Below are 25,263 nucleotides of genomic sequence, written 5' to 3' on the forward strand. Positions count from 1 at the left end.
CCTCGGCGCAGCAAACAATCATGAATTGGGGTTGAATCAGCGGCGGTTGATCGGCTCAACCACTTGCAGCGCCAGGTTGCCCTTGTGGGAACCGAGCTTGACCTTGAACGACGGCACGCCGTTGGCGCGCATGATCAACTCTTCCGGCAAGTCGACGGGGATGATGTCCCCAGGCGCCATGTGCAAAATATCCCGCAGGCGCAACTGACGGCGGGCCACGGTGGCGCTCAGCGGCACGTCGACGTCCAGCAGGTCTTCGCGCAGGGCCTTGACCCAGCGTTCGTCCTGATCGTCGAGGTCGGACTGGAAGCCGGCGTCGAGCATTTCGCGCACCGGTTCGATCATCGAGTAAGGCATGGTCACGTGCAGGTCGCCGCCACCGCCATCGAGTTCGATGTGGAAGGTCGACACCACAATGGCCTCGCTCGGCCCGACGATGTTGGCCATGGCCGGGTTCACTTCCGAGTTGATGTACTCGAAATTGACTTCCATGATCGCCTGCCAGGCTTCCTTCAAGTCGATGAAGGCCTGCTCCAGCACCATGCGTACCACCCGCAGTTCGGTGGGGGTGAATTCACGCCCTTCGATCTTGGCGTGACGGCCGTCGCCACCGAAGAAGTTGTCCACCAGCTTGAACACCAGCTTGGCGTCGAGGATGAACAGCGCAGTGCCGCGCAACGGCTTGATCTTGACCAGGTTGAGGCTGGTGGGCACGTACAGCGAGTGCACGTATTCACCGAACTTCATCACCTGCACGCCGCCCACGGCCACGTCCGCCGAGCGGCGCAGCATGTTGAACATGCTGATGCGGGTGTAGCGGGCAAAGCGTTCGTTGATCATCTCCAGGGTCGGCATGCGTCCCCGCACGATGCGATCCTGGCTGGTCAGGTCATAACTTTTGACGCTGCCGGGTTCGGCAGCCATTTCGGTCTGTACCAGACCATCGTCCACGCCATGCAACAGCGCATCGATTTCATCCTGGGACAGCAGGTCTTGCACGGCCATGTCGTGATCCTACTGCAATACGAAGTTAGTGAAGAGCGCCTGCTCGACCACGACTTTGCCGAGTTCTTTCTGGGCCACTTCCTGCACGCTGGCAGTGACCTTCTGGCGCAACATTTCCTGGCCGACTGGCGTGGCCAGGCTGTCGAAGCTCTGCCCGGAGAACAGCATCACCAGGTTGTTGCGGATCACCGGCATATGCACCTTGAGGGCATCGAGGTCCGCCTGGTTGCGCGCCAGCAAGGTGATGCTCACCTGCAGGTAGCGTTGACGACCATTCTGGTTGTAGTTGGCGACAAAGGCCGGAAGCATCTGCTCGAAGATTGCCGGTTGCTTGACGTTCGTGGCAGTTTCGGCGGTGGGCGCCGGTTTACTCGCACTGCTGTGCATGATGTACCAGGTGCCGCCCACCGAGGCACCGATCGCCAGGAGCAGGCCCAGCACAATCAACAGGATCAGCTTGAGCTTGCCTTTGCCTGCGGGGGGAGTTGCTGCGTCGTCGCTCTTCGCCATGCCAATAATCCGTCACTATTCGGGGATTCGTAGATCTATGGCAAGGCAAGAGCAAGTGTTATGCCAGAGTTGTCTGGCAGGCGCAGGAAGATGATCGTTCCCACGCTCTGCGTGGGAATGCATCCTGTGACGCTACGCGTCACCGTGCGCAACGGTCGAAAACATCGCCGACTTCGGGACGCGGAGCGTCCGGGGTGGCATTCCCACGCAGAGCGTGGGAACGATCAGCCAGCTCCCACATTGACCGGGTTTGAGCAGGAAGTCAGGCGTAGTAGTCGACGGCGCTGGAGCCGATCACGCTCTGGCTCACGGGCGCTGCCACTTCGGCCACATCCACAGGGCCACCGGCGTCGCCGCTGTCAGCGCGCCTGCCGCTGCTACTGACGCCTCGCGCCTGGCTCTGCTGTTGCTGCTGGTCCTGGCCCCGCGACTGGTCGGAGACATTCACATCCACCTGCCCCATGCCCTGCTGGGCAAACATCTCGCGCAAACGGCCAGACTGGCTTTCCAGCGCTTCACGCACCACCGCATGGCCGCTCATGAAGTTGACCTGGGCCTGCTGGTCCGCCGTCATGTTGACCTTGATGTCCAGGCGCCCCAGCTCAGCGGGCTGCAACTGGATCTCGGCCGACTTGAGGTTGGCGCTGGACAGGTACATTACGCGGTTGACCACCTCCTCGGTCCAGCCGCTCTGGTGCATGGCCAGGGGCGCATTGGGGACGGGCGGCAAGGCATTCGCGGTTTTCGGCGTGGCCGCCTGGGTCAGCGCAGCCAGGCGGTTGGCGAAGTCATCCACACGGGTGTCGCTGCTGGCGTTCTTGAGGTCCTTGAGGCCGTCATCGATCAGCGCGCCGAAGGCCTTGTCGCCTCCCTGGTCGGTGCTGTCCTTGGTGGCTTGCTGGTCGACCATGTTGGCCAGGCCGGCGGCAAAGCTCTGCGCGGCGGTCGGCTGGTCCTGAGTGGTGGGCGCGGCTTTCTGCGGCGCCTGGCTGCTGGCCGAGACATGACCGCCCTGCTCCATCGCCAGGCGCACGGCCGGCATCGAATCCAGCGGGTCGGCCTCAGGGTCGAAGGTTGGCTGCTTGGGCTCCTCGGTTACCGCGATGAGCGGCTGGGCGTTGTCATCTGCGGCCGTGACGGCAGGCGCTTGTACCGGTACGGGGACCGCCACAGGCGTCACGGTGGCAACCAGCGCCGGGTCGGCAACCGGTTGCAACGCCAGGGACGGGTCGGCAGGTTGCTCACCCTCAGTGTCAGCGCTGTCGTCGCTTTTGGCCGGCTTGGCAGGCAAGGGATTGCCGCTATCGGCAACCGCTGGCGCGCTGGCGGCAGGTTTATCGTCGCCGGCGGCCGGTTTGGCGCTGGGATCAGAAGCCTTGTCGCGCACCGGTTTGGCTGGCGCGTCGTCGCTCTTGGCCTGCGGCTTGGCAGCTTGCTTGGCAAACACTTGAGCGAAGCCAGCGCCCTTGTCCCGCGGAGCCGCAGGCGCTACCGCAGGCGTGGCGGCAGGCGCTTGAGGCTTGGCCGCAGCGGCAGCCTGAAGAAGCGAATTGGGGGCGACTGGCATAAGTAAGGGTCTCCACTGCATGGGGTCGGGGATGCAGTCTATGGAGGTGGAGCAAGAGTCGGGCCAAGTCAGGCCGATAAAATATCAAACCCCAGAAAACCGCTCCCGCTCATGCTCATAAAGCGGCCGAACCAGCGCAAACTCACGATCAATCTGATCCACCAACGCCCCCAAGTCGGAAGCAGACTTGAAGGACTCGGTCTCCAACCGCTCACACAACGTTGCCAACCGCAGCGCCCCCAAGTTGCCACTGCTGCCCTTGAAGCTGTGTGCGATGCGCCCCAACGTCTTGGCGTCGTCCCGCGCCTTGCGCAGCGCTTGCACGCGCTCTTCAGAGTCATGCAGAAAGGTGTCCAGCAGCGTGGGGTATTCGCTTTCCATGACTTCCTGCAAACCCGACAACACCTCGGGGTCCATATGAATCTCAGCCACTTGCTCGCTCCTTGATCAAGAATCGGCGGATTATGCCAGAGCCGCCCAACAAAACTCCACGCAGACAGTGCGCCCGCCATCGGACCAGCCTACAGCGCTGCTCAGTTGACGCACCAGGCTCAGGCCCCGACCAGACAGACGGTCGATGTCCACGGGGCGCGCCAGCTCTTGCTCCACATCAAAACCCTGCCCGCTGTCTTCGAGGCGCAAGGTCAGTTTGCCGCCCTTGTCGGTGGGTACCACCTGCACATGCACGCGCACGTAACCGCTGTCCAACTGCGCCAGGCGCTCATGGCGCTGGCGATAATACTGCGCAAACCCCTGGGCATCGCGCTTGAGCCGTGAGTCCAGGCCCAGCACGCCATGCTCCAGCGCGTTGGAATACAACTCGGCCATCACGCTGTAAAGCGCCCCGCTCTGCGCACGCAGGCCATGGATCTCCAACAGCAGTTGCAGCAGGTACGGCAACGGGTTGTAGGTCCTGAGCGTCTGGGCGCGAAATTCGAAACTCACCGACCAATCCAGCGGGCACGACTGGCCGCTGTCGGCATACATCGGCTCGGCCGCCCGCAATGGCTGGCCCGCCTGCAACGTGATCTCGACCATGCTGACGTCATCGCGCGCCTGGCCGCGAAAGGCCGCCAGGGCCTGCTCGATGTCCTCGAACAGGCGGTCGGGCTCGCGGTTGGCGGCGAACACCTGATGCAAGCGCTCGGCGCCGAACAGTTGATCGTTGGCGTCAGCGGTGTCGAGCACGCCGTCGGAAAGCAAAAACACCCGGTCGCCCAACGCCATGGGCCAGACCTCGGTGCTGTCATCGAACGCCTCTGCCGACAACACCCCCAGGGGCAGGTGCCGCGACATCAATGGCGTGCGCCTGCCCGTGGCGACTTCATGCACATAGCCTTCGGGCATGCCGCCGTTCCACACCTCCACTGCCCGCCGCTGGGCGCTCAGGCACAGCAAGGTGGCGCAGCAGAACATGTCCACCGGCAGGATGCGCTTGAGCTTGGCGTTCATTTCCCGCAGGGTCTGCGTGAGGCCGTAGCCCTTGGCGGTCATGCCGTAGAACACTTCGGCCAGGGGCATGGCGCCGATGGCGGCCGGCAAGCCATGGCCGGTGAAATCACCCAGCAACACATGCATGTCACCCGATGGCGTGTAAGCCGCCAGCAACAAGTCGCCATTGAACAACGCATAAGGCGATTGCAGATAGCGGATATTCGGCGCGGCGTTGATGCAACCGGAATGGGCGACCTTGTCGAACACCGCCTTGGCCGCCCGCTGTTCATGCAGCAGGTGTTCGTGGTGCCTGGCGATCAGGTCACGCTGTTGCAAAACCGTGGCTTGCAGGCGGCGCAGGCGGTCCATGGCGTTGATCTTCGCTGCCAGGATCAAGGGGTTATAGGGCTTGGGCAGAAAGTCATCGCCGCCGGCGTCCAGGCACTGGGCCAGGGCTTCGCTTTCGCGCAGCGACGTGAGGAAGATGATCGGCACCAGCGCCTCCCCCGCCAGTTGCTTGATCTGCCGTGCGGCTTCGAAGCCGTCCATCACCGGCATCAGCGCGTCCATCAACACCAGTTGCGGGCGCTCACGGGCAAACACCTCAATCGCTTCGGCGCCGTTGCTGACAGTCAGCACCTGGTGGCCCTGACGGCGGATGATGCTCGCCAGCAACAGGCGGTCGGCGGCGCTGTCTTCGGCGATCAGGATGGTCAGCGCCTCCAGGACAGGGGCCAGGGCGCTCAATTGATATCGAACAGTTTGTCGAAGTTGGAGATGGCGAGGATCTTGCGCACGTCGTTGCTGCTGTTGATCACACTGACTTCGGCGTCATCACCTCCAGCATGATCCCGTAGCAACAGCAGCATGCCGAGGGCTGAACTGTCCATGTAGGTGGCATCCTTGAGGTCGACGATATAGGTCTCGGGCACCTTGTAGAAACGCTCGTAGGCTTCCCGAAACGCCTGGTGGCTGCCGAAATCGAACCGGCCCTTGATTGCGATCGTCAACTTCTTCCCGTCCAGGGATACTTCTGACTCGACTGACATATGACTGCTTCCTTGTCGTTGCACTAGACACAAGGTGTAGCAGTTGAAGAGCATCTGAGCAACACAGTGAATCAACTGTGGGAGCTGGCTTGCCTGCGGTGGCGGCGTGTCAGCCACTGAATCTTTAACTGAACCACCGCTTTCGCAGGCAAGCCAGCTCCCACACTGGATTTGTGGTGCCGGTTAGAACTGTTCTGGGCGGGGAAGGCGTTGGGACAATTCATCGAGCAGTTTTTGCTCGCGCTTGTCTTCGATGGCTCGCGCTTCGTCGATGTAGCGCTGCACCAGTTTGCGCAGCCCCTCGACCCGGGCAAACGCCTGTTGCCAGGCCTCGCGCGCTTTGTCGAGGTTGGCCTCGTGCCAGGCCAGGCTCTGGCGTTGCTGACCAACGGCGGTTTCAAGCTGATTGAGAAAGCCCTGGTACCCCATCAGCCACTGGCCGGATACACCCTGGCTGCCGCGCTCGATCCACTGTTGCTGGTACTCGCCCCGAAAGCGCTCCAGGTCGCCCAGCTTGCTTTGGGCCAGGCGCACCTGGCCCTGGAAGTAACCCAGGCGCTGCACGGCGGCTTTCTCGGCCTTTTCGGCCATGTCCACCACCGGAGCCAGGCGGGCGGCGCGGCTGTTGGCCATGGCTTAGCCGCCCGGCGCCGGGGCGAAGATGGACTGCAAGTGCGACTGGCTCTCGCCCATGGTGATCTTGTCGTTGAGCCCCTGGCGCAGGTAGGTCACCAGTTGCGGCTGCAAGGCGATGGCCAGGTCGGTGTCGCGGTCACCACCGGCCACATAGGCGCCGACGCTGATCAGGTCACGGCTTTGCTGGTAACGCGACCACAACTGTTTGAACTGCTGGGCACGGGCCATATGCTCCGGCGTGACCACCGCCGGCATCACCCGGCTGATGGACGCTTCGATATCGATGGCCGGATAGTGCCCTTCTTCGGCCAGGCGGCGCGACAGCACGATGTGGCCGTCGAGCACACCTCGCGCCGAGTCGGCAATCGGGTCCTGTTGGTCGTCGCCTTCGGACAACACGGTGTAGAACGCGGTGATCGAGCCACCGCCGGCTTCGGCATTACCGGCACGCTCCACCAGCTTGGGCAGCTTGGCGAACACCGATGGCGGGTAACCCTTGGTCGCGGGCGGTTCACCGATGGCCAGGGCGATTTCGCGCTGGGCCTGGGCGAAACGCGTGAGCGAGTCCATCAGCAACAGGACGTTCTTGCCCTTGTCGCGAAAATATTCGGCGATGCGCGTGCAGTACATCGCCGCACGCAGGCGCATCAGCGGTGCATCGTCTGCCGGAGAAGCGACGACAACGGAACGCTTGAGCCCTTCTTCACCGAGGCTGTGCTCGATGAACTCCTTCACTTCACGGCCCCGCTCGCCGATCAGCCCCACCACGATGATGTCGGCCTCGGTAAAGCGCGTCATCATGCCCAGCAACACCGACTTACCCACGCCAGTACCGGCGAACAGGCCCAGGCGCTGGCCGCGACCGACCGTCAATAAACCGTTGATGCTGCGAATACCCACGTCCAGTGGCACGCTGATGGGGTTGCGCTTGAGCGGATTGATGGTGGGGCCGTCCATCGGCACCCAGTCTTCGGCCTTCATGCCGCCCTTGCCGTCCAGCGCACGGCCGGCCCCGTCGAGTACGCGGCCCAGCATGCTCATGCCCATGGGCAGGCGGCCAGTGTCGGCCAGCGGCACCACGCGGGCGCCGGGGGCAATGCCGGCGAGGCTGCCGACCGGCATCAGAAAAATCTTGCTGCCCGAAAAGCCCATCACCTCGGCTTCGACCTGCACCGGGTGGTAGCTGTCGTCGTTGATCACCAGGCAGCGGCTGCCCATGGCGGCGCGCAGGCCCTCGGCTTCGAGGGTCAGGCCGACCATGCGCAACAGGCGCCCTTCGAGGATTGGCTGGCCGGGCAATTCGGTGGCCTCGGCGTAGCTGCCCAGGCGCTTGGCGAAGCTGGTGCGATCAAGGCGCATCGGTGGCGTCCAGGTCAACGCTCAGGTCCGGCTCGGCGGGGTGCAGGGCTTGTTCATGCAGTTGATCGAACAACTTGGCCATGATCTGGCTGATGCGGGTTTCCACCGTTGCATCGATGCGGCTGTGCTCGGTTTCGACACGGCAACCACCTGGCTGCAACGAAGCGTCTTCGACGATGCGCCAGGTTTCTTCATGGCGCTCGCGCAGGGCTTTGACCTGTTCGAAATCCTGGGGGTTGATGTACAGCCGCACATTGCCGACGCCCAGGGGCAGCAGCTTGAGGGCTTCGCGCATCACGCCTTCGATCTGGCTGGAATCGAGCACCAGTTCGCGCTGGATCACTTGGTGCGCGATGTGCTGCACCAGGCCAACCATGGATTTTTCCAGCTGCGAGTCCTGTTCGGCGATAGGGTCGAACAGGTTGCCCATCAAGCGCTCCAGGCTACCCAGCTTGGTGGCCAGCGCCGCCTCGGCTTCCTGGCGAACCTTGAGGGTGGTGCTGCGAAAACCGTCTTTTTCCCCCGCCGCGAAGCCTTCGTTGTAGGCCTCCTGACGAATGGTTTCCAGCTCTTCGAGGGTCAGTGGCTGGACTTCATCCAGTGGCACTTCTTCCATCTCTGCCGGAGGTTCTTCAACCGGTTCAGGCTCGGGCTCCGGCACATGGGGGTCGAAACTGGGCAGCGACCAGATGTCGAAACCACCGACATCCCGCGCGCGAATCAGATCGCTGGGCGCCTCATCTTTATTCGACATGCAAGGCGCCTTAGATCATTTCTTCGCCGCCCTTCCCGCCGAGAACGATTTCTCCGGCTTCGGCCATACGGCGGGCAATGGTGAGGATTTCCTTCTGGGCGGTTTCCACGTCGCTGACGCGCACCGGGCCCTTGGCTTCCAGGTCGTCGCGCAACAGCTCCGAGGCGCGCTTGGACATGTTCTTGAAGATCTTTTCTTTGACGTTTTCGTCCGAGCCCTTGAGCGCCAGCACCAGCACGTCCGAGGACACTTCGCGCAGCAGCGCCTGGATGCCACGGTCGTCGACATCGGCCAGGTTGTTGAACACGAACATCAGGTCTTCGATCTGGCCGGACAGGGTGTCGTCGATCTCGCGGATCGAGTCCATCAACTGGCCTTCAACCGAGCTGTCGAGGAAGTTCATGATGTCGGCTGCGCGCTTGATGCCACCCAGGGTGGTGCGCGAGGCGTTGGAATTGCCGGAGAACTGCTTCTCCAGAATGGTGTTGAGTTCTTTGAGCGCCGCCGGTTGCACAGTGTTCAGCGATGACACACGCAGGATAATGTCCAGGCGCACTTTATGGTCGAAGTGCCCGAGCACTTCACCGGCCTGGTCCGGGTCGAGATAGGCCACCACGATCGCCTGGATCTGCGGGTGCTCATAGCGGATCACGTCGGCCACTGCCCGCGGTTCCATCCACTTGAGGCTGTCCAGGCCGCTGGTGTTGCCACCCAGCAGGATGCGGTCGATCAGGCCGTTGGCCTTGTCTTCGCCCAGGGCCGAGGTGAGCATCTTGCGAATGTAGCTGTCGGAGCCGACGCCCAGGCTGGTCTGGTCGCCGACGATCTCGACGAACTCGCTCATCACCTGCTCGACTTGCTCGCGGTGCACATTGCGCATCTGCGCCATGGCCACGCCGACACGCTGGACCTCTTTGGGGCCCATGTGGCGCAGCACTTGGGCAGCGTCGGTTTCACCCAGGGACAGCAGCAACACAGCGGCTTTGTCGACCCGGGACAGCTTGGCCACAGCGGCTCGATCATTCATCAGCGTTAATCCACTCTTTCACGACCTGAGCCACACGGCCCGGGTCTTCTGCCACCAGACTCTTGATTGCGTTCAACTGAGCGTCATAGCCTTCGCTCGGGCTTGGCAACAGGATGCTTTGCGGGCCGCCAAGGCTGACGCGGTCGTTGGCCAGTTCGCCGTCCAGGCCGCCCATGCCACCCAACTCGACGTCGCCACCGGCCAGTGCCAGTTGCTTCTTGCCGCCACCGGTGATGTTGTTGAGCACCGGGCGCAGTACACCAAACACCAGCACCAGGATGAACAACACGCCCAGCACTTGTTTGACGATGTCCCAGAACCACGGCTGGGTGTAGAACGCAGGGTCAGCGATCACTTCACCGCGCTCGGCGGAGAACGGCATGTTGATCACGCTGACGCTGTCGCCACGGCTGGCGTCGAAGCCAACGGCGTCCTGCACCAGGCGGGTGAAACGGGCCAGTTCGTCAGCCGTCCAGGGTGCACGGGTCACCGCGCCGTCCGCAGGGTTGACCTTGACCTGGTCATCGACCACCACCGACACCGACAGGCGATTGATCTTGCCCTGTTGCTGCTTGGTGTGGCTGATGGAACGGTCCAGTTCGAAGTTCTTGGTGGACTGGTTACGCTTGTCCGCAGGGTACGGCGCAAGCATCGGCTGGCCGGTGGCCGGGTCCATGATCTGCTGGCCGTTGGCGTCCAGCAATGGCTGGCCAGGCTGGATCGCGCCCGCCGTGGCGGCAGCGCCACCGGTGGTCTGCGGTGCCGAGGCCGGCGCGGGTGGCTGGTTGCTCAGGGCGCCCGGCACACCTTGGGGGCCATTGCTGGCGGTGCGTTGTTCGCTGGTGGACTGCTCGCTGCGCAGGGCCGGCTGGTCCGGGTTGAACTGCTCGGAGGTGGACTCGACGGCGCTGAAATCCACATCGGCGGAGACTTCAGCCTTGTAGCGGTCGTTGCCCAGTACCGGTTGCAGGATATTGTGCACGCGCTGGGTGAGCATGCTTTCCATGCGGCGACTGTAGTCGAACTGCTTGCCGGCCTGGGTCAGCGCGGAGTTTTCGGCCATGTCGGACAGCAGGTTGCCCTTCTGGTCCACCACGGTGATTTGCGATTTGCTCAATTCGGGAACACTGGTGGCCACCAGGTTGACGATCGCCAGTACCTGGCCAGGCTCCAGGGAGCGGCCGGCGAAAAGTTCGACCAAGACCGAGGCGCTGGGCTTGCGTTCGTCACGCACGAACACCGAGCTTTTCGGAATCGCCAGGTGCACACGGGCGGCCTTGACGTTATTGAGGCTGGAAATGGTGCGCGCCAGTTCGCCTTCCAGGCCACGGCGATAGCGGGTGGCTTCCATGAACTGGCTGGTGCCCAGGCCCTGGTCTTTGTCGAGAATTTCAAAACCGATATTGCTGTCGGACGGCGCCACGCCAGCGGCGGCCAGTTTCATCCGCGCGCGAGCCACGTCATCGGCCTTGACCAGCAAGGCGCCGGAGTTGGGCTCCACGGTGTAGGCGATGTCGGCGGCGGCGAGGGTTTCCATGATCTGCTTGGAATCCATGCCCGACAGGCTGCCGTACAGGGGGCGGTAATCGGGTTGCTGCGACCACAGCACCACGGCAAAACCAATCGCCACGCTGGCGGCCAGGCCCACCATCAGGCCCACCTGACGCAGCATGGTCATTTCCGAGAGGTTTTCCAGGAACGACAGGCCAAACAACGGCGGTTTGCCGTCGGCCTTGGCGGGGAGGTTGTCGGAGACTGCTTCAGCCATGACTTAAATCTCGTCCTTAAACCGGCATCTGCATGATGTCTTGATACGCCTGAACCAGCTTGTTACGCACTTGGGTCAACGCTTGGAAGGACACACTGGCCTTTTGCGAGGCGACCATCACATCGGTGAGGTCCACGCCGCTTTTACCGATCTCGAAGGCCGTCGCCAGCTGGCTGGACGCCTGCTGGGTATCACTGACTTTATTGATTGCCTGACCGAGCATGTCGGCAAAATTGCTTTGGCCCAATTCCGGCGCTGGCGCGACGGATTTCGGTTGAGCCATGGCGTCCATTTGCATGGCGCGCATATCCAACATCAACCGATTGAACTCAATACCCTGGCTCATGACCTTCTCTCTCCGACGACCCGCAATTTTTTGACACTACGCAGCGGTTACTAGGGGTGGTAGCAACAAGGGTGCCAGCTCTGTGACAACTCGTAAGAAAAGGCGACAAAGCTTGTCGAACTTGTTACCGGTCATGTGGCGAAAAGATACGCTTCCACATCCATACCGGCGTCGCGCATCTGCGCCAGCTTGTAGCGCAAGGTGCGCGGGCTGATGCCCAGGCGCTCGGCCGCTTCTTTGCGACGGCCGCGCTCGGCGCGCAGGGTGTCGATGATCATCTGAAATTCACGGCGGCGCAGGTCATCGCCCAGGGCACCGGCTGATTCAGCCTCGACGACCACTGGAGCCGGGGCCAGGCTCGGCAACGGCGCAGCGCCATTGCCCATGGCCAGGCAGAAATCCTGGGGCTGGATCAAGCCGCCCTGCTGCAAAATCAGCGCACGCTGTATGGCATTATCCAACTCGCGCACGTTGCCCGGCCATGGGTAATTGACCAGGCACGCCTGGGCCTCGGGCGACAACCGCGCCTGGGCATGCTTCATTTTTTTGACGTGGTTGTTCAGTAGGCGCTCGGCCAAGGGGATGATATCCGCCGGGCGCTCACGCAATGGGCGCCAGGCCAGCGGGAACACCGACAACCGGTAGAAGAGGTCTTCACGGAAGCGCCCCGCCGCCACTTCGCCCGCCAGGTCGCGGTTGGTGGTGGCAACCACGCGGATATCCAGCTGGATCGGCTTGCGTGCGCCCACGCGCTCCACTTCACGCTCCTGCAACACACGCAGCAACTTGGCTTGCAGGCCCAGGGGCATTTCCGAGATTTCGTCGAGCAGAATGGTGCCGCCATCGGCTTGTTCGAACTTGCCGGCCTGGGCCGCGATGGCGCCGGTGAACGAGCCCTTTTCATGGCCAAACAAGGTGGCTTCCAGCATGTTGTCGGGGATCGCCGCGCAGTTGATCGCAATGAACGGTTGTTTGGCACGGCCCGATTGCTGGTGGATATAACGCGCGAGCACTTCTTTGCCGGTGCCGGACTCGCCGGAAATCAGCACAGTGGAATCACTGCGCGCCACCCGCGCCGCCAGTTCCAGCAATTGCGCGCTGGCCGGCTCAAAGGCAATCGGGCCATCGCCGTCGGCTGCGGGCATTACGCCCAGGGCATGCCGGGCGACCAGTTCGATCAAAGCCTTGGGCTCGAACGGCTTGACCAGGTAATCCGCCGCGCCCTGACGCATGGCATCCACCGCCCGCTCCACCGCGCCATGGGCGGTCATCAGCAGCACCGGCAGCTGCGGCTGGCGCACCCGCAGCAGGCCGAGCAATTGGTGGCCGTCCATGCCGGGCATGTTGACGTCGCTGACCACCAGGCTGAAGGTTTCCTGCTCGACCGCCTCCAAGGCTTCCTCGGCAGAGCCGACCGCACGGTAGTCATGGCCCGCCAACAGCAGCGTGTCAGCCAATGCTTCACGCAGGGCGCGATCGTCTTCCACCAATAAAACCTTGATAGCCATCATCCTCTTACTCCGCGCTTGCCGCGCTGGAAAACAGCGGCAAGGTCATCAATGCACAGGTGCCACGCCCCAGGCGGGAACGCAGCTGCAATTGTCCCTGATGGGCACGGGCCACTGCCTTGACCACGGTCAGGCCCAGGCCAGTGCCGTTGGTCTTGGTGGTAAAAAACGGCTCGCCCAGGCGCTGCAGCACCTGCGGGGCGATACCGCTGCCGCTGTCGCTGACGCACAGGCGCAGGGTTTGTCCGCGGCTATACAGGTGCACTTTCAGGCGCGCCCCGGGGCCACTGGCCTGGGTGGCGTTTTCGATCAGGTTGAGCAGCGCACCCACCAGGGTGTCGCGGTTGCACAGCAATTCGCCCTGGTGGCTGTCGCACTGCCAGCGCAGGTTGGCCTCCTGCACATGGGTCGCCGCTGCCGCTTGCAGGGACTGCATCAAGCCGGCAGGGGTAACGCGATCGGTCAGCGGCAATTCGCCGCGGGCAAACACCAGCATGTCACGCACCTGGTGCTCCAACTCATGCAGGCGCTCCTTGAGGCGCCCGGCAAAGCGTTGGTGGGTGGCCGCCGGTAATTGCTCGTCAGTCAAATGGCTGGCGTAGATCAATGCCGCCGACAACGGCGTACGAATCTGATGCGCCAAGGAAGCGACCATCCGCCCCAGGGACGACAGCCGCTCATGGCGCGCCAGTTGATCTTGCAGGTGCCGGGTTTCTGTCAGGTCATTGAGTAGCACAAGCTGGCCCGGCTCGGCGTCCAGGGAACGGGTCGCGATAGACAGCCGACGCCCGTCCTTGAGGGAGACTTCGTGGCCGTCGTCTTCACGGGGGGCAAAACAGCGGGTGATGACTTCACGCCACAGCTCGCCTTCCAGCGGCAGGCCGAGCAGATCACAAGCTGCCGGGTTGGCTTCGCGCACGCGGCCCTGGTCATCGATGACGATTACGCCACCGGGCAACAGGTCCAGCAGGTTTTGCAGGCGGTTGGCCAGGCGTTCTTTCTCGGCCAGCTCTTGCATGCGCTGGGCGCTGACCACCGCCAGTTCGCCTTTAAGCTCGGAAACCCGGGCCTCAAGCAGACTGTAGGAGTCGGTCAGCTGGCTCGACATCTGGTTGAACTGCGAGAACGCGTGCTCCAGGCCCTCGCGGGTCGGCGGCTCTACAGGCGAAACCAGCCCCTGGATGGCAGGGGCCGAAGATAGTTGGGCGGCGTGGGGCATGATGCTCTCTCGCTTGGCTGACCGTCAGTTAAACGGAACGTTGCGAGGGCTGTAGCAATACCCGTGCCGAAAAAAAACTACCTATAAATCAGGTAGTTGAAAAACAGGCGTCAATCATCCGCCTGTTCATCACCTTCTTTGCGGCTCATACCGTACTTGCGCATCTTCTCCACCAGGGTGGTGCGACGGATACGCAGGCGCTCGGCGGCCCGGGCGACGATGCCGTTGGCATCATCCAGCGCCTGTTGGATCAGGCCTTGTTCCAGGTTGCCGAGGTAGTCCTTGAGATCCAGGCCTTCGGGCGGCAACATCGCGCTAGCGCCGAAGTCTGGAGTATGGCCGTTGATTGCCACGCGCTCTTCCATGTCGCTGCGCAGGCTGTCCATCTGCTCGTCCTCGTCGTCGACGTAGCGGAATTTCTTCGGCAACTCGACCACGCCGATCACCCCGTACGGATGCATGATCGCCATGCGCTCCACCAGGTTGGCCAGCTCGCGGACGTTGCCCGGCCAGCCGTGGCGGCACAGGGACATGATTGCCGCGGAGTTGAAACGAATGGAGCCGCGCTTCTCGTGCTCCATGCGCGAGATCAGTTCGTTCATCAGCAACGGGATGTCTTCCACGCGCTCGCGCAGCGGGGCCATCTCGATGGGGAATACGTTAAGGCGGTAGTACAGGTCTTCGCGGAAACTGCCAACCTCGATCATGCTTTCGAGGTTCTTGTGGGTGGCGGCAATGATGCGCACGTCCACGCTCTGGGTCTTGTTGCTGCCCACGCGCTCGAAGGTGCGTTCCTGCAATACGCGCAGCAGCTTGACCTGCATCGGCAACGGCATGTCGCCGATTTCGTCGAGGAACAGGGTGCCGCCATTGGCCAGCTCAAAGCGCCCGGCACGGCTGGTGATCGCCCCGGTAAAGGCGCCCTTCTCGTGGCCGAACAATTCGCTTTCCAGCAGCTCTGCCGGGATCGCCCCGCAGTTGACCGGCACAAAGGGCCCGTCGCGGCGCTTGGAGTGATAGTGCAGGTTGCGCGCGACCACTTCCTTGCCGGTGCCCGACTCGCCAAGGATCAGCACGCTGGCGTCGGTGTCGGCCACTTGCTGCATCATCTGGCGCACGTGCTGGATGGCGCGGCTGGTGCCGACGAGGCTGCGGAACAGGTTGGGTTCACGGTGACGGCCGCGCTCCCGGGCCTGGTCGTACATTTCGCGATAGACCTGGGCACGGTGCAGGGAATCGAGCAATTTGCTGTAGCTGGGCGGCATTTCCAGGTTGGATAGCACGCGGCGGCGCTGGTCTTCCGGCAGGTCCACGGAAGAAATATCGCCCATTAGCAACACCGGAAGGAACTCATCCCAGGTAGACAGTGTCTTTAACAGGCCCAGAACTGCGCCAGGAGCGTTTACCGTCCCGATCAATACGCAAATGACTTCACGGCTCGACGACAACGAGCTGACCGCCTGCTGCCAATCGTGGCTGCCGCAGGGTAAATTTTCTTCACCGAGAAAATTTAAAATCACCGCTAAATCGCGGCGGCGGACGCTATCGTCATCGATCAGCAGAATTTTGGTTTCACGCCACATGCAATAGCAACTTCCCTAGTAAAACTTCCTGCCCCGGAATGAGGGCAATCTAGACGTCTGTAAGATTTCTTACCTTCTAGACGTCTGAAATCTGAAAACAGCACTAGTTAAGTCAAAAATGCTGGCATAGTCAAATATATGACGCACCGTTCGGATTAACTGCGCCCGTTCAACCGAACAGATGGTAAACCTTTGACGCATTTTTCGCTTGGTTGATCTGCGACATCTCTTCGAAAATCGCCTGGCGCTCGCCGGTCGTCACCTCAAGCAACTGCTGGTAAACCGCCAACAGGCTTTCCAGCTTTCCACGCAGCGCATCCTCATCCACCGGCGCTTCGCTCAGCACCTGATCGATCACACTGCGGCAGCCCAGGTCGAGCTCGCTGATGGCATCCCAGTTGCGCGCGGCAAGCGCGTCGACCAGGGCTTCACGGGTTTCATCAATGCGTTGCAGTGCGTGGCTCATGACGAGTTCCTCAAGGCCCGTGGCCTTATTCTGCTGCGCCTTGTGGCGCGCCGATAGCATCCCAGCCTTCTTTTACGGTAATCATCAATCGAGCGACTTCGTCGATGATCTCGGCGTCGTTTTGCTGGTTAGCCTCCATCAACCGATTGGTCATGTAGACATAAAGGCTTTCCAACTGCTGAACATAAGCCGGGTTATCACTCTTTTCAGCATCCAGGCCATCGCGCAGCCCGATAACGATGTCGATGGCCTTGCCGAGCATCAAACCCTTCTGTGCGATGTCACCACGCGCCAGGGCGCCCTTGGCCTGGGACATGCGATCCAGGCCACCTTCCATCAGCATCTGCACCAGGCGATGCGGGCTGGCTTCGGAGATCTGCGCGTGGGAATTGACCTTCTGGTATTGGCGAAGGGCTCGCATGGGGTTCATGTTTCTACCTCGTGACAGGCGACAGCGAAAAGGATTCTAGTAACCAATATGTCGACTGGGCCGCAAAAAGCTTTAACACCGGTCGTCTTTCGGTACGAAAAGGCCAGGCAGGTTGCCTGGCCTTTTGCGTGAGTGGCGATCAGTTATTGGTTTTAGGGTTGTTCAAGGCATTGAGCGTGGTCATGACGCTGGTGCTTTGCTGGCGCAGTTGGGCAACCAGGGTGTCCATGGCGTTGTATTTGGCGGAGAGGCTGTTGGTCAGCAGTTCCATGCGCTCGTTCAGGGTTTCCTGCTGCTTTGCGATGTCCTTGAGGCTATCGGTCAACGACGTAGAACGCGTAGCCAGAACCCCGGTAGAGGCCTTGGCAAAGTCATCCGTTGCACTTTTCATGCGCGCCAACATGCCGTCTTTGCCGCTGAACATACTGTTGATATCGGCTGCATTAGTCTTGACGGCAGCGTCCCACTTTTTGTCATCGATTGTCAGCAAGCCGGTAGTAGAGCTTGTGCTCACGCCGAATTGAGCCAACGACTTGAAAGTGCCGGTCCCCGAAAGCGTGTTGAACTCATTCCGGATCGCCGCCTGCAGCGAACGCATGGTCGAGTCACCGGTCAATGCCGCAGCCGTCGTGCTGCCGTCAAGATTCTTGGTGACCTTGGTTTCGGCGTTCATTGCGGTGATCAAGGCGTTGTAGGTATCAATGAAGCCTTTGACTCCGGACTTGAGCGCCGTGTTGTTGGTACTGACGGTGATCAGCGTAGCGTTTTTATCGCCAGAGGTGCCCGTCTTGTAAGTCGAAGGCGCCACCAACTTGATGTTCACACCACTGAGCGCTCCCTCAATACTGTTGGTCTTGGACACAGACGCAACACCATCAATGCTGTACAGCGCATCCTTGGGCACATCGACGACCGTTGAACCCACATCCAAGCCGGAGGTGCCAGAAAGCGTAAGGTCGGAACCGGTCCCCATGGTGGTAGAGGTCAGGATCAATCGGGAACCATTGGAGTCGGTCTGGATGTTGGCACTGAGCCCGGAAGTACCAAACTGGGTATTGATCGAATCCCGCACCTGCTGCAAGGTCGCGCCAGCTGGAACATTGACGCTGTAATCCTTGCCCGATTGAGAGATGGTCAAGGTGGTCGGCTTATCCGTAGCGTTCACCACGGCGGAAGTGCCGCCGGAGAAGTTCTTGGTGGACAACTTGGAAGCCTGGGCCAACTGGTCGACGATCAGCCGAAAACTACCGTTGGAAGCCGTATTACTGGCGGTCATGGTCGCCGTCTTCTCATCCGACGACGAGCCCGTCAGCCCAGTGAAACTGCTGTCTTTGGACATGGTGTCCAAGGCACCACGGAATGCATCCAACGCAGCTTGAATCTTGCCGATCGAAGACAGCGTGGTGGTCGCCTTCTGGGACGCGGTATTGATCTGCGTCTGCTTGGGCACCTTTTCGGCGTCCACCAAGGACTTCACGATCGCTTGCGTATCGATGTTCGAACCGATACCACTTACCGTTGAACCCGCCATCATCTATCTCCTGTTCGGTGGCTGCCGTTATCTTGACTTATTGCGCCTCAAGACCTGACAGCAACAAATTTCATGCCAGCTCACACCTTGTCGTCAAACAACACGTTGCTTGCGCTGGAAAGGTTTTGTGCCAGCTTCAACGCCGTTTCCGACGGAATCTGACGGATCACTTCACCACTGTCGGTGGCAATGACCTTGACCACGACCCGGTGGGTCGAATCGTCAATGGAAAAATCCAGGCTGCGCTGGGCAGCCTGGACGAATTCGCGAATGTCGGTTACTGCTTTTTCCAGTTCCGCGCGCTCAGGCTCTTTGCCGGTTGCCGCCACTTCCTGGGCCTTGCTGCTGCTTTGATCGGCGGTCACCTTGGGAGGCGCGCCTTGGGGGGCAACCGGCGGATAAGACTGGTTCAGCTTTACACTCATGTCCATGTCCAATCTCCTCTAAACCGAAAAAACGGAAGGGCACGTAAACGCGCCCTTCCGTTAGTTACCAAGCGCGCTGATTACTGAAGCAGTTTCAGTACAGCGGATGGCAGCTGGTTAGCCTGCGACAGGATCGCGGTGGAAGCCGACTGCAGGGTTTGTTGCTTGGTCAGTTCGGCGGTTTCGGAAGCGAAGTCGACGTCCTGAACGGTGGAACGTGCAGCGGTGGAGTTCTTCTGAATGTTCTGCAGGTTGTCTGCAGTAGTAGTCAGACGGTTCTGGGTAGCACCCAGGCCCGAACGAACGCCGTCGATGGTGCCGATGGCTTTGTCGATTACTGCCAGGGCGTTTTGGGCGTTGGTAGCGTCGGTCACGTCGGTGTTAGCGATGGTGGTTTTAGTCGACGAAACGGTTGCACCCGCGAACAAGTCCGAAACACCAGTAGCAGCGTCGCTCAGGGAGTAGCCCTTAGCCGAATCAAGAGAAACCTGACCGGTCACAACGATTGCAGCAGCACCCAGAGCGGCTGGGGTGGCGAATGCGCCAGCACCGTCTTTTGCGCCAACCTTGATGTTCGCCTGGGCGTTGGTATCAGCACCCGAGAACGACAGGTTTTCGCCGGAATCCGACTTAACCGACAGGGTTTTGTTGGCTTCGTCGTAGTTAACGCTGATGCCCAGTTTGGCAGCGTTGGACTTCAGTTGGTCAGCAAGGCCGGCCAGGTCGGTTACACCGACGAAATCGACAGCAGTACCGCTACCTACAGCCAGCTTGAAGTTCGACGGAGTTGCAGCGCCTACTTCCAGCTTGACTTCAGTGCTGGCGGTAGCGGTCAGGCCACCGATCGAACCGTTCAGGCCCGCAGCGATGTCTTTAGCCGATGCGCCTGCACCGTAAGTGACGGTTTTGCTTTGGCCGTTGCCGGTAACAGTGATGTCGCCGCCAGCCAGGCCAGTTGCGCTAGGCGCGATGGCCTTGGTTTTGATCTGCTGCGAACCAATGTTGTTAGCCGCAACGTTTTCCAGGCTCAGGTTGATAGTTTCGTTGGCGTTGGCGCCAACCTGGATAGCCTTGGTACCGTACGAACCGTCCAGCAGCTTCTGGCCACCGAAAGTAGTGGTTTGCGAGATACGGGTCAGTTCCGAAGTCAGGGCCTGGTATTCGTCGTTGTTCGACTTACGGTCGTCGGCGCTCAGGGAGCCGGTAGCCGAGGACAGGGCCAGGGTACGCATTTTTTGCAGGATGTCGGTCGAAGCCTGCATCGCGCCTTCAGCGGTCTGAGCGATGGAGATGCCGTCGTTCACGTTTTTTACAGCTTGGCCCAGGCCGTTGATTTGGCTGGTCAGGCGGTTAGCGATCTGCAGGCCGGCAGCGTCGTCTTTAGCGCTGTTGATACGCAGGCCGGAAGACAGGCGCTGCATGGAAGTGGCCAGGGCGCCGCCAGCTTTGTTCAGGTTGCCCTGAGTCGTGATGGAAGCAATGTTGGTGTTTACTGTTAAAGCCATGACGAAATCCTCGTTGGATGGATACTGCGGCTTCCGGCCCTGGCAACCGCCGGGTGTGGCCTGAGAACCTACGTAATAGTTATCGTCGTGGTAGCCGGTTGCTTGAGGGTTTTTTTGATTTTTTTTACTAGCCCTGTGCCAGCCCTTGTATTTCAACGGCTTACGCAGGCATAAAACCTCGGTTTCATTGGCTTTTCTGGCGCCAATAAAAAACGCCGATGATCATTCGATCATCGGCGTTTTTCATGAAGCCGCTAAAGCATCACGGACGATAGAGAATCGCCGAGCCCCACGACAGCCCCACACCAAAGCCGCTGATTGCCACGCGCTTCCAGGTGGCGTCCATCACGTGCTTTTCCAGCAGCAACGGAATGCTCGATGACACGGTATTGCCGGTCTCGACCATGTCCTTGATGAACTTGTCCACCGGCGCTTCTTCAAAGCGGCGCGCCACGGCGTCAACGATGGCCGCGCTCCCCTGGTGGATGCAGAACGCATCAATGTCATCTGCCTTGAGGTCCGACTCATTGAGCAGCTCGTGCAAGTGTGCCGGCACCTTGAGCAAGGCGAAGTTGAACACCTGGCGGCCGTTCATGAAGAACACACCATCGCTGACCTTCAAGTGCGGCGCGCCGGAACCGTCGGTACCGAACTTGGATTTGCCCAGCAACCACGGCGCGTCCTCGCCCATCCAGGTGGCGGTGGCAGCATCGCCGAACAGCATGGTGGTGTTGCGATCTTCCGGGTCGACGATCTTGGAGTACGGGTCGGCAGTGATCAGCAGGCCGTTTTTCAGGCCGGCGGCTTCCATGAAGCCTTTCATCGCGTAGATGCCGTACACGTAGCCGGAGCAGCCCAGGGAGATATCGAAAGCTGCAACGTGAGTCGGCAGGCCCAATTTGTCCTGGACGATGGCGGCGGTGTGGGGCAAGCCCTCTTCATCGCCGTTCTGGGTGACGACGATCAGCGCGTCGATGGACTCGCGCTTCAAATCCGGGTTGTTGGCAAACAATGCATTGACTGCTTCGACGCACAGGTCGGAAGTCTCCTGTGCAGCTTCCTTGCGCGGCAGGAACGCCGAACCGATCTTGCCGATGATGAACTCTTCATCCTTGGCGAATTTGGCACCCTGGGCGTAGTTATCGATCCCGTCTGCCGGCACGTAACTGGCGATGCTTTTTATGCCAATCATTGTGGCTTCCCAATACTAAATAGCTGGAGAACACCCCTCGGACTACGCCGGGAGTGCTGACAATAAAGGGGATAACCCCATGAAAATCTCGCTGAAAGCCGCCCGATAAAGGCCCTGTGACGACTTATCCTTTTCACACGATACAGTGAAGATGCGCTTTATGACTCACAGGTCACTCAATTTTGCGCGCTTTGTGCAAAAACCGGCAACATTTCCAGGCCAGAAACGACAACGGCCTCCCCTGTCGCCAGGGGAGGCCGTTGTTCATTGCGACGATTACATGCGGCTGAACAGGTTCAGCTGGGAGATTTTAACGAACGCCAGTTGCGAGGCCTGCAACATGGTTTGCTGCAACGTGAGGTTGATCGCGGCTTCGCCCATGTCAATGTTCGCCAGATCGCTCATGGTGCTTTTGTTTGCAGTGCCGATACTGATGTTCTCCGCCGACTGGATATCCAGTGCCGCTTCGCGGGCCCCGATGGAACCGCGCACGTTGTCGACCTGGGCCCGTGAATTGGCAAAATTACTGATGGAAGCGTCGAGCGCATCCTTGAGCTTGACCATCGCCGCCGGGTTGCCGTCGGCCGGTTGCTCAAGCGCCTTGCGCAGTTGGCTCAGGGTATCCAGCGCGTTCTGGGTCTTGGCAGTGCTTGCAGCGACCGCAAACTGATCGCCGGCTTGAGGTGTGCCGCTGACATCAAAGGTCACGCCTGCTGCCGTCACGGTCGTACCGCCACCGGTGTCGCCGGTGGCGATCGCTTTGCTGTCGGCACTGTAGGGCTGGGCATAGACTTCATACGCCGTGCCACTGGTGAACTTGATCACCGCCCCGCTGTTAGCCGGGAACGTACTGGCATAGGTGGCCGGGTTGCTCACCTGCGCATTCGTCAGCTGCGCAGTGGAGGCATTACTGGGCGTGCGCGAAACACTGAAGGTGTCGGGCTTGGCGGCCAGGCTGAACGAACGGTCCTTGACCAGCGCATCGGCGTCCGGCCCCGTCGCCATATCCTTGAGATCCACCGCAATATCAAAATTCACGCCGCGCAGGCTCACGGTGGAGCCGCCTTCCTTGGTGGAGTCAAAGGTGCCGTTGCCAGGGATTTCCGACGTGACGTCATTGCCGTTCTTGTCGGAGACCTTGTACTGGGTGCTGCTGGTAAAGGTCAGCTTGTAAGGCTCGCCATCGGCGAATTTATTCGTGTAGTCCGAGCCTGAAGTCACCAGGCCGGCCGACACTGAGACTTTATGATCATTGGGCACTGGCGCCGTTGCCGGCGGCACGATAGCAGGTGCGATCCAGGTCGCCTGGGTGCGGCCCGAGTTAACGGCACCATCCATGATGCTCTTGCCGGTGTCACCGGCACTGACTCTCAGGGAATCGGAAACCTGCAGGCTCAGCGGCGTTTCATCACCCTGATAGGTGTAGGTGCCGTCGCTGTTACGGCTGTAGGGCGGCGTCGAGGTCTTGGAGCCGGAAAACAGATAGTTGCCCGAGGAATCCTTGCTGTTAAGCAAGCCCAGCACCTGGTCTTCAAGCGCACCGATCTGGCCGGCAATCGACTTGCGGTCGGCATCGCTGCGCGAGCCGCCCGCTTCAATGGCCAAGGTACTGGCCGCCTGCAGTGCCTCGTTGATTGCACCCAATACGCTTTCCTCGTTGGTCAACGAGTTCTTCAAACTGGTGATATTGCCGTTGAACTGCCCGAGCATGTCCTTCTGCTGTTGCAGCAACAACAACCTCGCCGCCGCCACCGGGTCATCCGCTGCGGTCTGCACGCGCACACCGGAACTGGCCTGCTCCTGGGCCTTCACCACGCTGGAATAGTTGTCCGTGTACTTGGCGGCACTGGTTTCAAAATACTGTGCAGTGGAAATACGCATCGTCCCAGACTCCCTTAAAGACTATTGATCAGCGTGCTGAAGGTTTCTTGCGCAGCCTTGATGATCTGCGACGAGGCGGTGTAGTACTGCTGGAATTTGATCATGTCGCCCGCCTCTTCATCGAGGTTGACCTGGGACACGGAGTTGCGCGCATCCTGGTTGGCTTTGAGCAAGGCGCCCGTGGCCGTGGTGTCGGTATTGGCCGACGCGGCCTTGGCCCCGACGGTCGACACCAGGCGACTGTTGGCCGCCACCAGGCTCACTCCGCCGCCACTGCCATCGGACAGGCCGACGGTGGCTTTGGTCTGCAGGTCGAGCAACGCCTGGGCGTTACGGTTATCCGACTTGCCCGAGGCGTTGAAGGAAAACGTGGTGCTGTCGCCAGCGGCGGGCGACCCGGCGACCGTGGTATCGAACTTGAAGCTTTTGGCCGGCACCAGCAGCGTGCCGTTGGCATCCCGCATCGGTACATCGACCGTGATTTTGTTGCCTTGGCCCGGCACGATGGTGCCGGTGCCAATCGGGTTGCCCTGGGCATCGTTGAGCGTGTAGCCCTGGGTGCCGTCGGCGGCCGGCTTGCCGAATACCATCTTCACTGGCATCGAGTGCTCAATGCCGGTACGCAATTGCGCGGTATCGGCGCCACCATGAATATCGATAGGCAGGGTCAGGGTCGGCGGTGTAAAAGTGCCGGTACCCTGGTTGGTCTTGCTGCCCTCGCCCAGCAATGGCCCGGCGAACGCGATTTTATTGGCGTCCGTCAAAGTCGTGCCGATGTTGGTGGCACCGCTGGCGGTAGGGCTGACTTTGAAACTATCGCCCGCCGCCATCGGCCCCTTGCCATCCAACGCCAGGGTGAACCCATCGATCACCGGCGGTGGCGCGGTATTGGTGTCGAACGCGCCCATGGCCTTGCCGTCGGAACGCACCACCGTGTAGTTGTTGCCGCTGGTAAAGGTCACTTTGTAGTCGTAGGTCGACAGCTTGCTGGTGTCCGCAATGGTCACATTCAAATTGCCGGAGCCCGTGCTGTTGCCCAGCGCGCCCTGACTGCGCTGAGCAATGGCCGCCGCGCTGTTGATGTCCTTGAACAGCGATGAGCCGAAGTCACCGTTCAAGTCCAGGCCCTGCCCCAGTTGGCTGTTGATGGTATCGGCTGTCGCCAGGGCAATACGCCCCAAGTCATTGATGGCCGGCATCAGGGCATCACTGCGATAACGCAACAGGCCGCCGATGCTGCCCCCACTGAGCACGTTGCCCAGATCGATCGCCGTACCGCCGCCAGCATTGAGCGCAATGGTGTACTGGCTTGGGTCGCTAGCGCTCGGCACTGCCGAGAGGGTGTTGGACCGGTCGCCCAATACCAGGGACTGGCCCGTGCCGGTGCTGACGCTGAACACACCATTCTGTTCACTGGTGGTCACACCCACCAGTTCATTGAGCGAGCGCACCGCCTCGTTACGGGCGTCCAGCAGGTTGGCCGGGGCGCTGTTGCTTGAGCCCTGGGCCTGGGTGATCTGCTTGTTGAGCGAAGCAATCGAGGAGGTCAACTGGTTGACCTGGTCACTCATGGTGCTCAACTGGCCATTGATCGACTCTTTCTGTTGAGTCAATTGGCTGGAGATGGCGTTGAAACGGTTACTCAGGGTCTGGGCGCTGGTCAGCAGCACTTGCCGAGCAGACACGTCGCTGGGGTTGGCCGCGGAGGTCTGCACAGCGGCAAAAAACGCGCTGAGCACCGAAGACATGCCGGTTGTCTTGTCCGACAAAGTCTTGTCGATGGCGCTGGCCTGGCTGGAATAAGCCTTGGCATCGTTATTGAGCGCCGTGCTGTTCTGGTAGGCCGCATCCAGGAACTCGTTATAGACCCGACGCACATCCGCCAGCGTGGTACCGCTGCCAATGTACACACCGCCGTAGGGGTTGTTGGCACTCGCATTCTGCGTGGTCTGCTGGCGCGAATAACCCGAGGTGTTGGCGTTGGCGATGTTATTACTCAAGACCGACAACGATCCTTGAGCGGCATTGAGCCCTGACATCCCGATACTGAGCAAACTCATGGTTCAGA

The 25,263-nt window shown here is 60.8% G+C and carries 23 protein-coding genes; all 23 read right to left on the minus strand.

Translation table 11 applies throughout. The features are described 5' to 3' along the window. Positions 1-36: 36 nt before the first annotated feature. Entirely contained in the window at positions 37-1,005 is a 969-nt protein-coding gene (fliM, locus tag AC07S6_RS01000) for a flagellar motor switch protein FliM (protein ID WP_014719344.1), read from the minus strand. Between the two features lie 9 nt (positions 1,006-1,014). After that, the gene (gene fliL / locus AC07S6_RS01005) at positions 1,015-1,515 is read right to left on the minus strand and encodes a flagellar basal body-associated protein FliL (RefSeq protein ID WP_019818373.1); all 501 of its coding nucleotides are present in this window, start codon (positions 1,513-1,515) and stop codon (positions 1,015-1,017) included. 262 nt (positions 1,516-1,777) lie between these two features. Continuing rightward, positions 1,778-3,082 carry a flagellar hook-length control protein FliK gene (locus AC07S6_RS01010; RefSeq protein WP_495111517.1) on the minus strand — a complete coding sequence of 435 codons (1,305 nt, stop codon included), beginning with the start codon at positions 3,080-3,082 and terminating at the stop codon, positions 1,778-1,780. A gap of 84 nt (positions 3,083-3,166) precedes the next feature. Continuing rightward, a complete protein-coding gene (locus AC07S6_RS01015) occupies positions 3,167-3,514 on the minus strand; it encodes an Hpt domain-containing protein (RefSeq protein WP_014719347.1) in 348 nt (115 codons plus the stop codon). A gap of 30 nt (positions 3,515-3,544) precedes the next feature. Then, positions 3,545-5,263: a SpoIIE family protein phosphatase gene (locus AC07S6_RS01020; protein WP_495111518.1), complete on the minus strand. Its 1,719-nt coding sequence runs from the start codon at positions 5,261-5,263 to the stop codon at positions 3,545-3,547. Next, the gene (locus AC07S6_RS01025) at positions 5,260-5,565 is read right to left on the minus strand and encodes an STAS domain-containing protein (RefSeq protein WP_072447517.1); all 306 of its coding nucleotides are present in this window, start codon (positions 5,563-5,565) and stop codon (positions 5,260-5,262) included. The genes AC07S6_RS01020 and AC07S6_RS01025 overlap by 4 nt, the downstream gene beginning before the upstream one ends. Before the next feature lie 183 nt (positions 5,566-5,748). Continuing rightward, the gene (gene fliJ / locus AC07S6_RS01030) at positions 5,749-6,198 is read right to left on the minus strand and encodes a flagellar export protein FliJ (protein WP_003192954.1); all 450 of its coding nucleotides are present in this window, start codon (positions 6,196-6,198) and stop codon (positions 5,749-5,751) included. Positions 6,199-6,201: 3 nt separating this feature from the next. Further along, positions 6,202-7,560 (minus strand): flagellar protein export ATPase FliI, encoded by a 1,359-nt coding sequence (gene fliI / locus AC07S6_RS01035; RefSeq protein ID WP_003192955.1) that lies wholly within the window; start codon positions 7,558-7,560, stop codon positions 6,202-6,204. Next, positions 7,550-8,314 carry a flagellar assembly protein FliH gene (fliH, locus tag AC07S6_RS01040; protein WP_495111519.1) on the minus strand — a complete coding sequence of 255 codons (765 nt, stop codon included), beginning with the start codon at positions 8,312-8,314 and terminating at the stop codon, positions 7,550-7,552. Before fliH ends, fliI begins: the two co-directional genes overlap by 11 nt. Positions 8,315-8,324: 10 nt before the next feature. Next, positions 8,325-9,341 (minus strand): flagellar motor switch protein FliG, encoded by a 1,017-nt coding sequence (fliG, locus tag AC07S6_RS01045; protein WP_003192957.1) that lies wholly within the window; start codon positions 9,339-9,341, stop codon positions 8,325-8,327. Continuing rightward, positions 9,334-11,109, minus strand: coding sequence for a flagellar basal-body MS-ring/collar protein FliF (fliF, locus tag AC07S6_RS01050; RefSeq protein WP_014719351.1), 1,776 nt, complete (start codon positions 11,107-11,109; stop codon positions 9,334-9,336). The genes fliG and fliF overlap by 8 nt, the downstream gene beginning before the upstream one ends. Before the next feature lie 16 nt (positions 11,110-11,125). After that, a complete protein-coding gene (gene fliE / locus AC07S6_RS01055; RefSeq protein WP_003192959.1) occupies positions 11,126-11,455 on the minus strand; it encodes a flagellar hook-basal body complex protein FliE in 330 nt (109 codons plus the stop codon). A gap of 131 nt (positions 11,456-11,586) precedes the next feature. Further along, the gene (locus AC07S6_RS01060) at positions 11,587-12,963 is read right to left on the minus strand and encodes a sigma-54-dependent transcriptional regulator (protein WP_495111520.1); all 1,377 of its coding nucleotides are present in this window, start codon (positions 12,961-12,963) and stop codon (positions 11,587-11,589) included. A 7-nt stretch (positions 12,964-12,970) separates the two neighbouring features. Further along, positions 12,971-14,182 carry a sensor histidine kinase gene (locus AC07S6_RS01065; protein WP_495111521.1) on the minus strand — a complete coding sequence of 404 codons (1,212 nt, stop codon included), beginning with the start codon at positions 14,180-14,182 and terminating at the stop codon, positions 12,971-12,973. 110 nt (positions 14,183-14,292) lie between these two features. Continuing rightward, positions 14,293-15,765: a sigma-54 dependent transcriptional regulator gene (locus tag AC07S6_RS01070; RefSeq protein WP_034126784.1), complete on the minus strand. Its 1,473-nt coding sequence runs from the start codon at positions 15,763-15,765 to the stop codon at positions 14,293-14,295. A 169-nt stretch (positions 15,766-15,934) separates the two neighbouring features. Then, the gene (gene fliT, locus AC07S6_RS01075) at positions 15,935-16,231 is read right to left on the minus strand and encodes a flagellar protein FliT (protein WP_034126783.1); all 297 of its coding nucleotides are present in this window, start codon (positions 16,229-16,231) and stop codon (positions 15,935-15,937) included. A 25-nt stretch (positions 16,232-16,256) separates the two neighbouring features. Then, a complete protein-coding gene (fliS, locus tag AC07S6_RS01080) occupies positions 16,257-16,661 on the minus strand; it encodes a flagellar export chaperone FliS (RefSeq protein ID WP_054898643.1) in 405 nt (134 codons plus the stop codon). Between the two features lie 139 nt (positions 16,662-16,800). Beyond that, positions 16,801-18,192: a flagellar filament capping protein FliD gene (gene fliD / locus AC07S6_RS01085; protein ID WP_054920181.1), complete on the minus strand. Its 1,392-nt coding sequence runs from the start codon at positions 18,190-18,192 to the stop codon at positions 16,801-16,803. Positions 18,193-18,272: 80 nt separating this feature from the next. Continuing rightward, a complete protein-coding gene (locus AC07S6_RS01090) occupies positions 18,273-18,623 on the minus strand; it encodes a flagellar protein FlaG (protein ID WP_054920183.1) in 351 nt (116 codons plus the stop codon). A gap of 74 nt (positions 18,624-18,697) precedes the next feature. Next, a complete protein-coding gene (locus tag AC07S6_RS01095; RefSeq protein WP_054920185.1) occupies positions 18,698-20,122 on the minus strand; it encodes a flagellin N-terminal helical domain-containing protein in 1,425 nt (474 codons plus the stop codon). Between the two features lie 262 nt (positions 20,123-20,384). Then, on the minus strand, positions 20,385-21,314 hold the full coding sequence (locus tag AC07S6_RS01100; protein ID WP_003192977.1) for a ketoacyl-ACP synthase III: 930 nt from the start codon (positions 21,312-21,314) through the stop codon (positions 20,385-20,387). A 276-nt stretch (positions 21,315-21,590) separates the two neighbouring features. Beyond that, positions 21,591-23,195, minus strand: coding sequence for a flagellar hook-associated protein 3 (locus AC07S6_RS01105; RefSeq protein WP_057976938.1), 1,605 nt, complete (start codon positions 23,193-23,195; stop codon positions 21,591-21,593). A 14-nt stretch (positions 23,196-23,209) separates the two neighbouring features. Beyond that, on the minus strand, positions 23,210-25,255 hold the full coding sequence (gene flgK / locus AC07S6_RS01110) for a flagellar hook-associated protein FlgK (RefSeq protein ID WP_034126776.1): 2,046 nt from the start codon (positions 25,253-25,255) through the stop codon (positions 23,210-23,212). Between the last annotated feature and the right edge of the window lie 8 nt (positions 25,256-25,263).

Source organism: Pseudomonas sp. GW821-FHT07B01, from assembly GCF_059419065.1.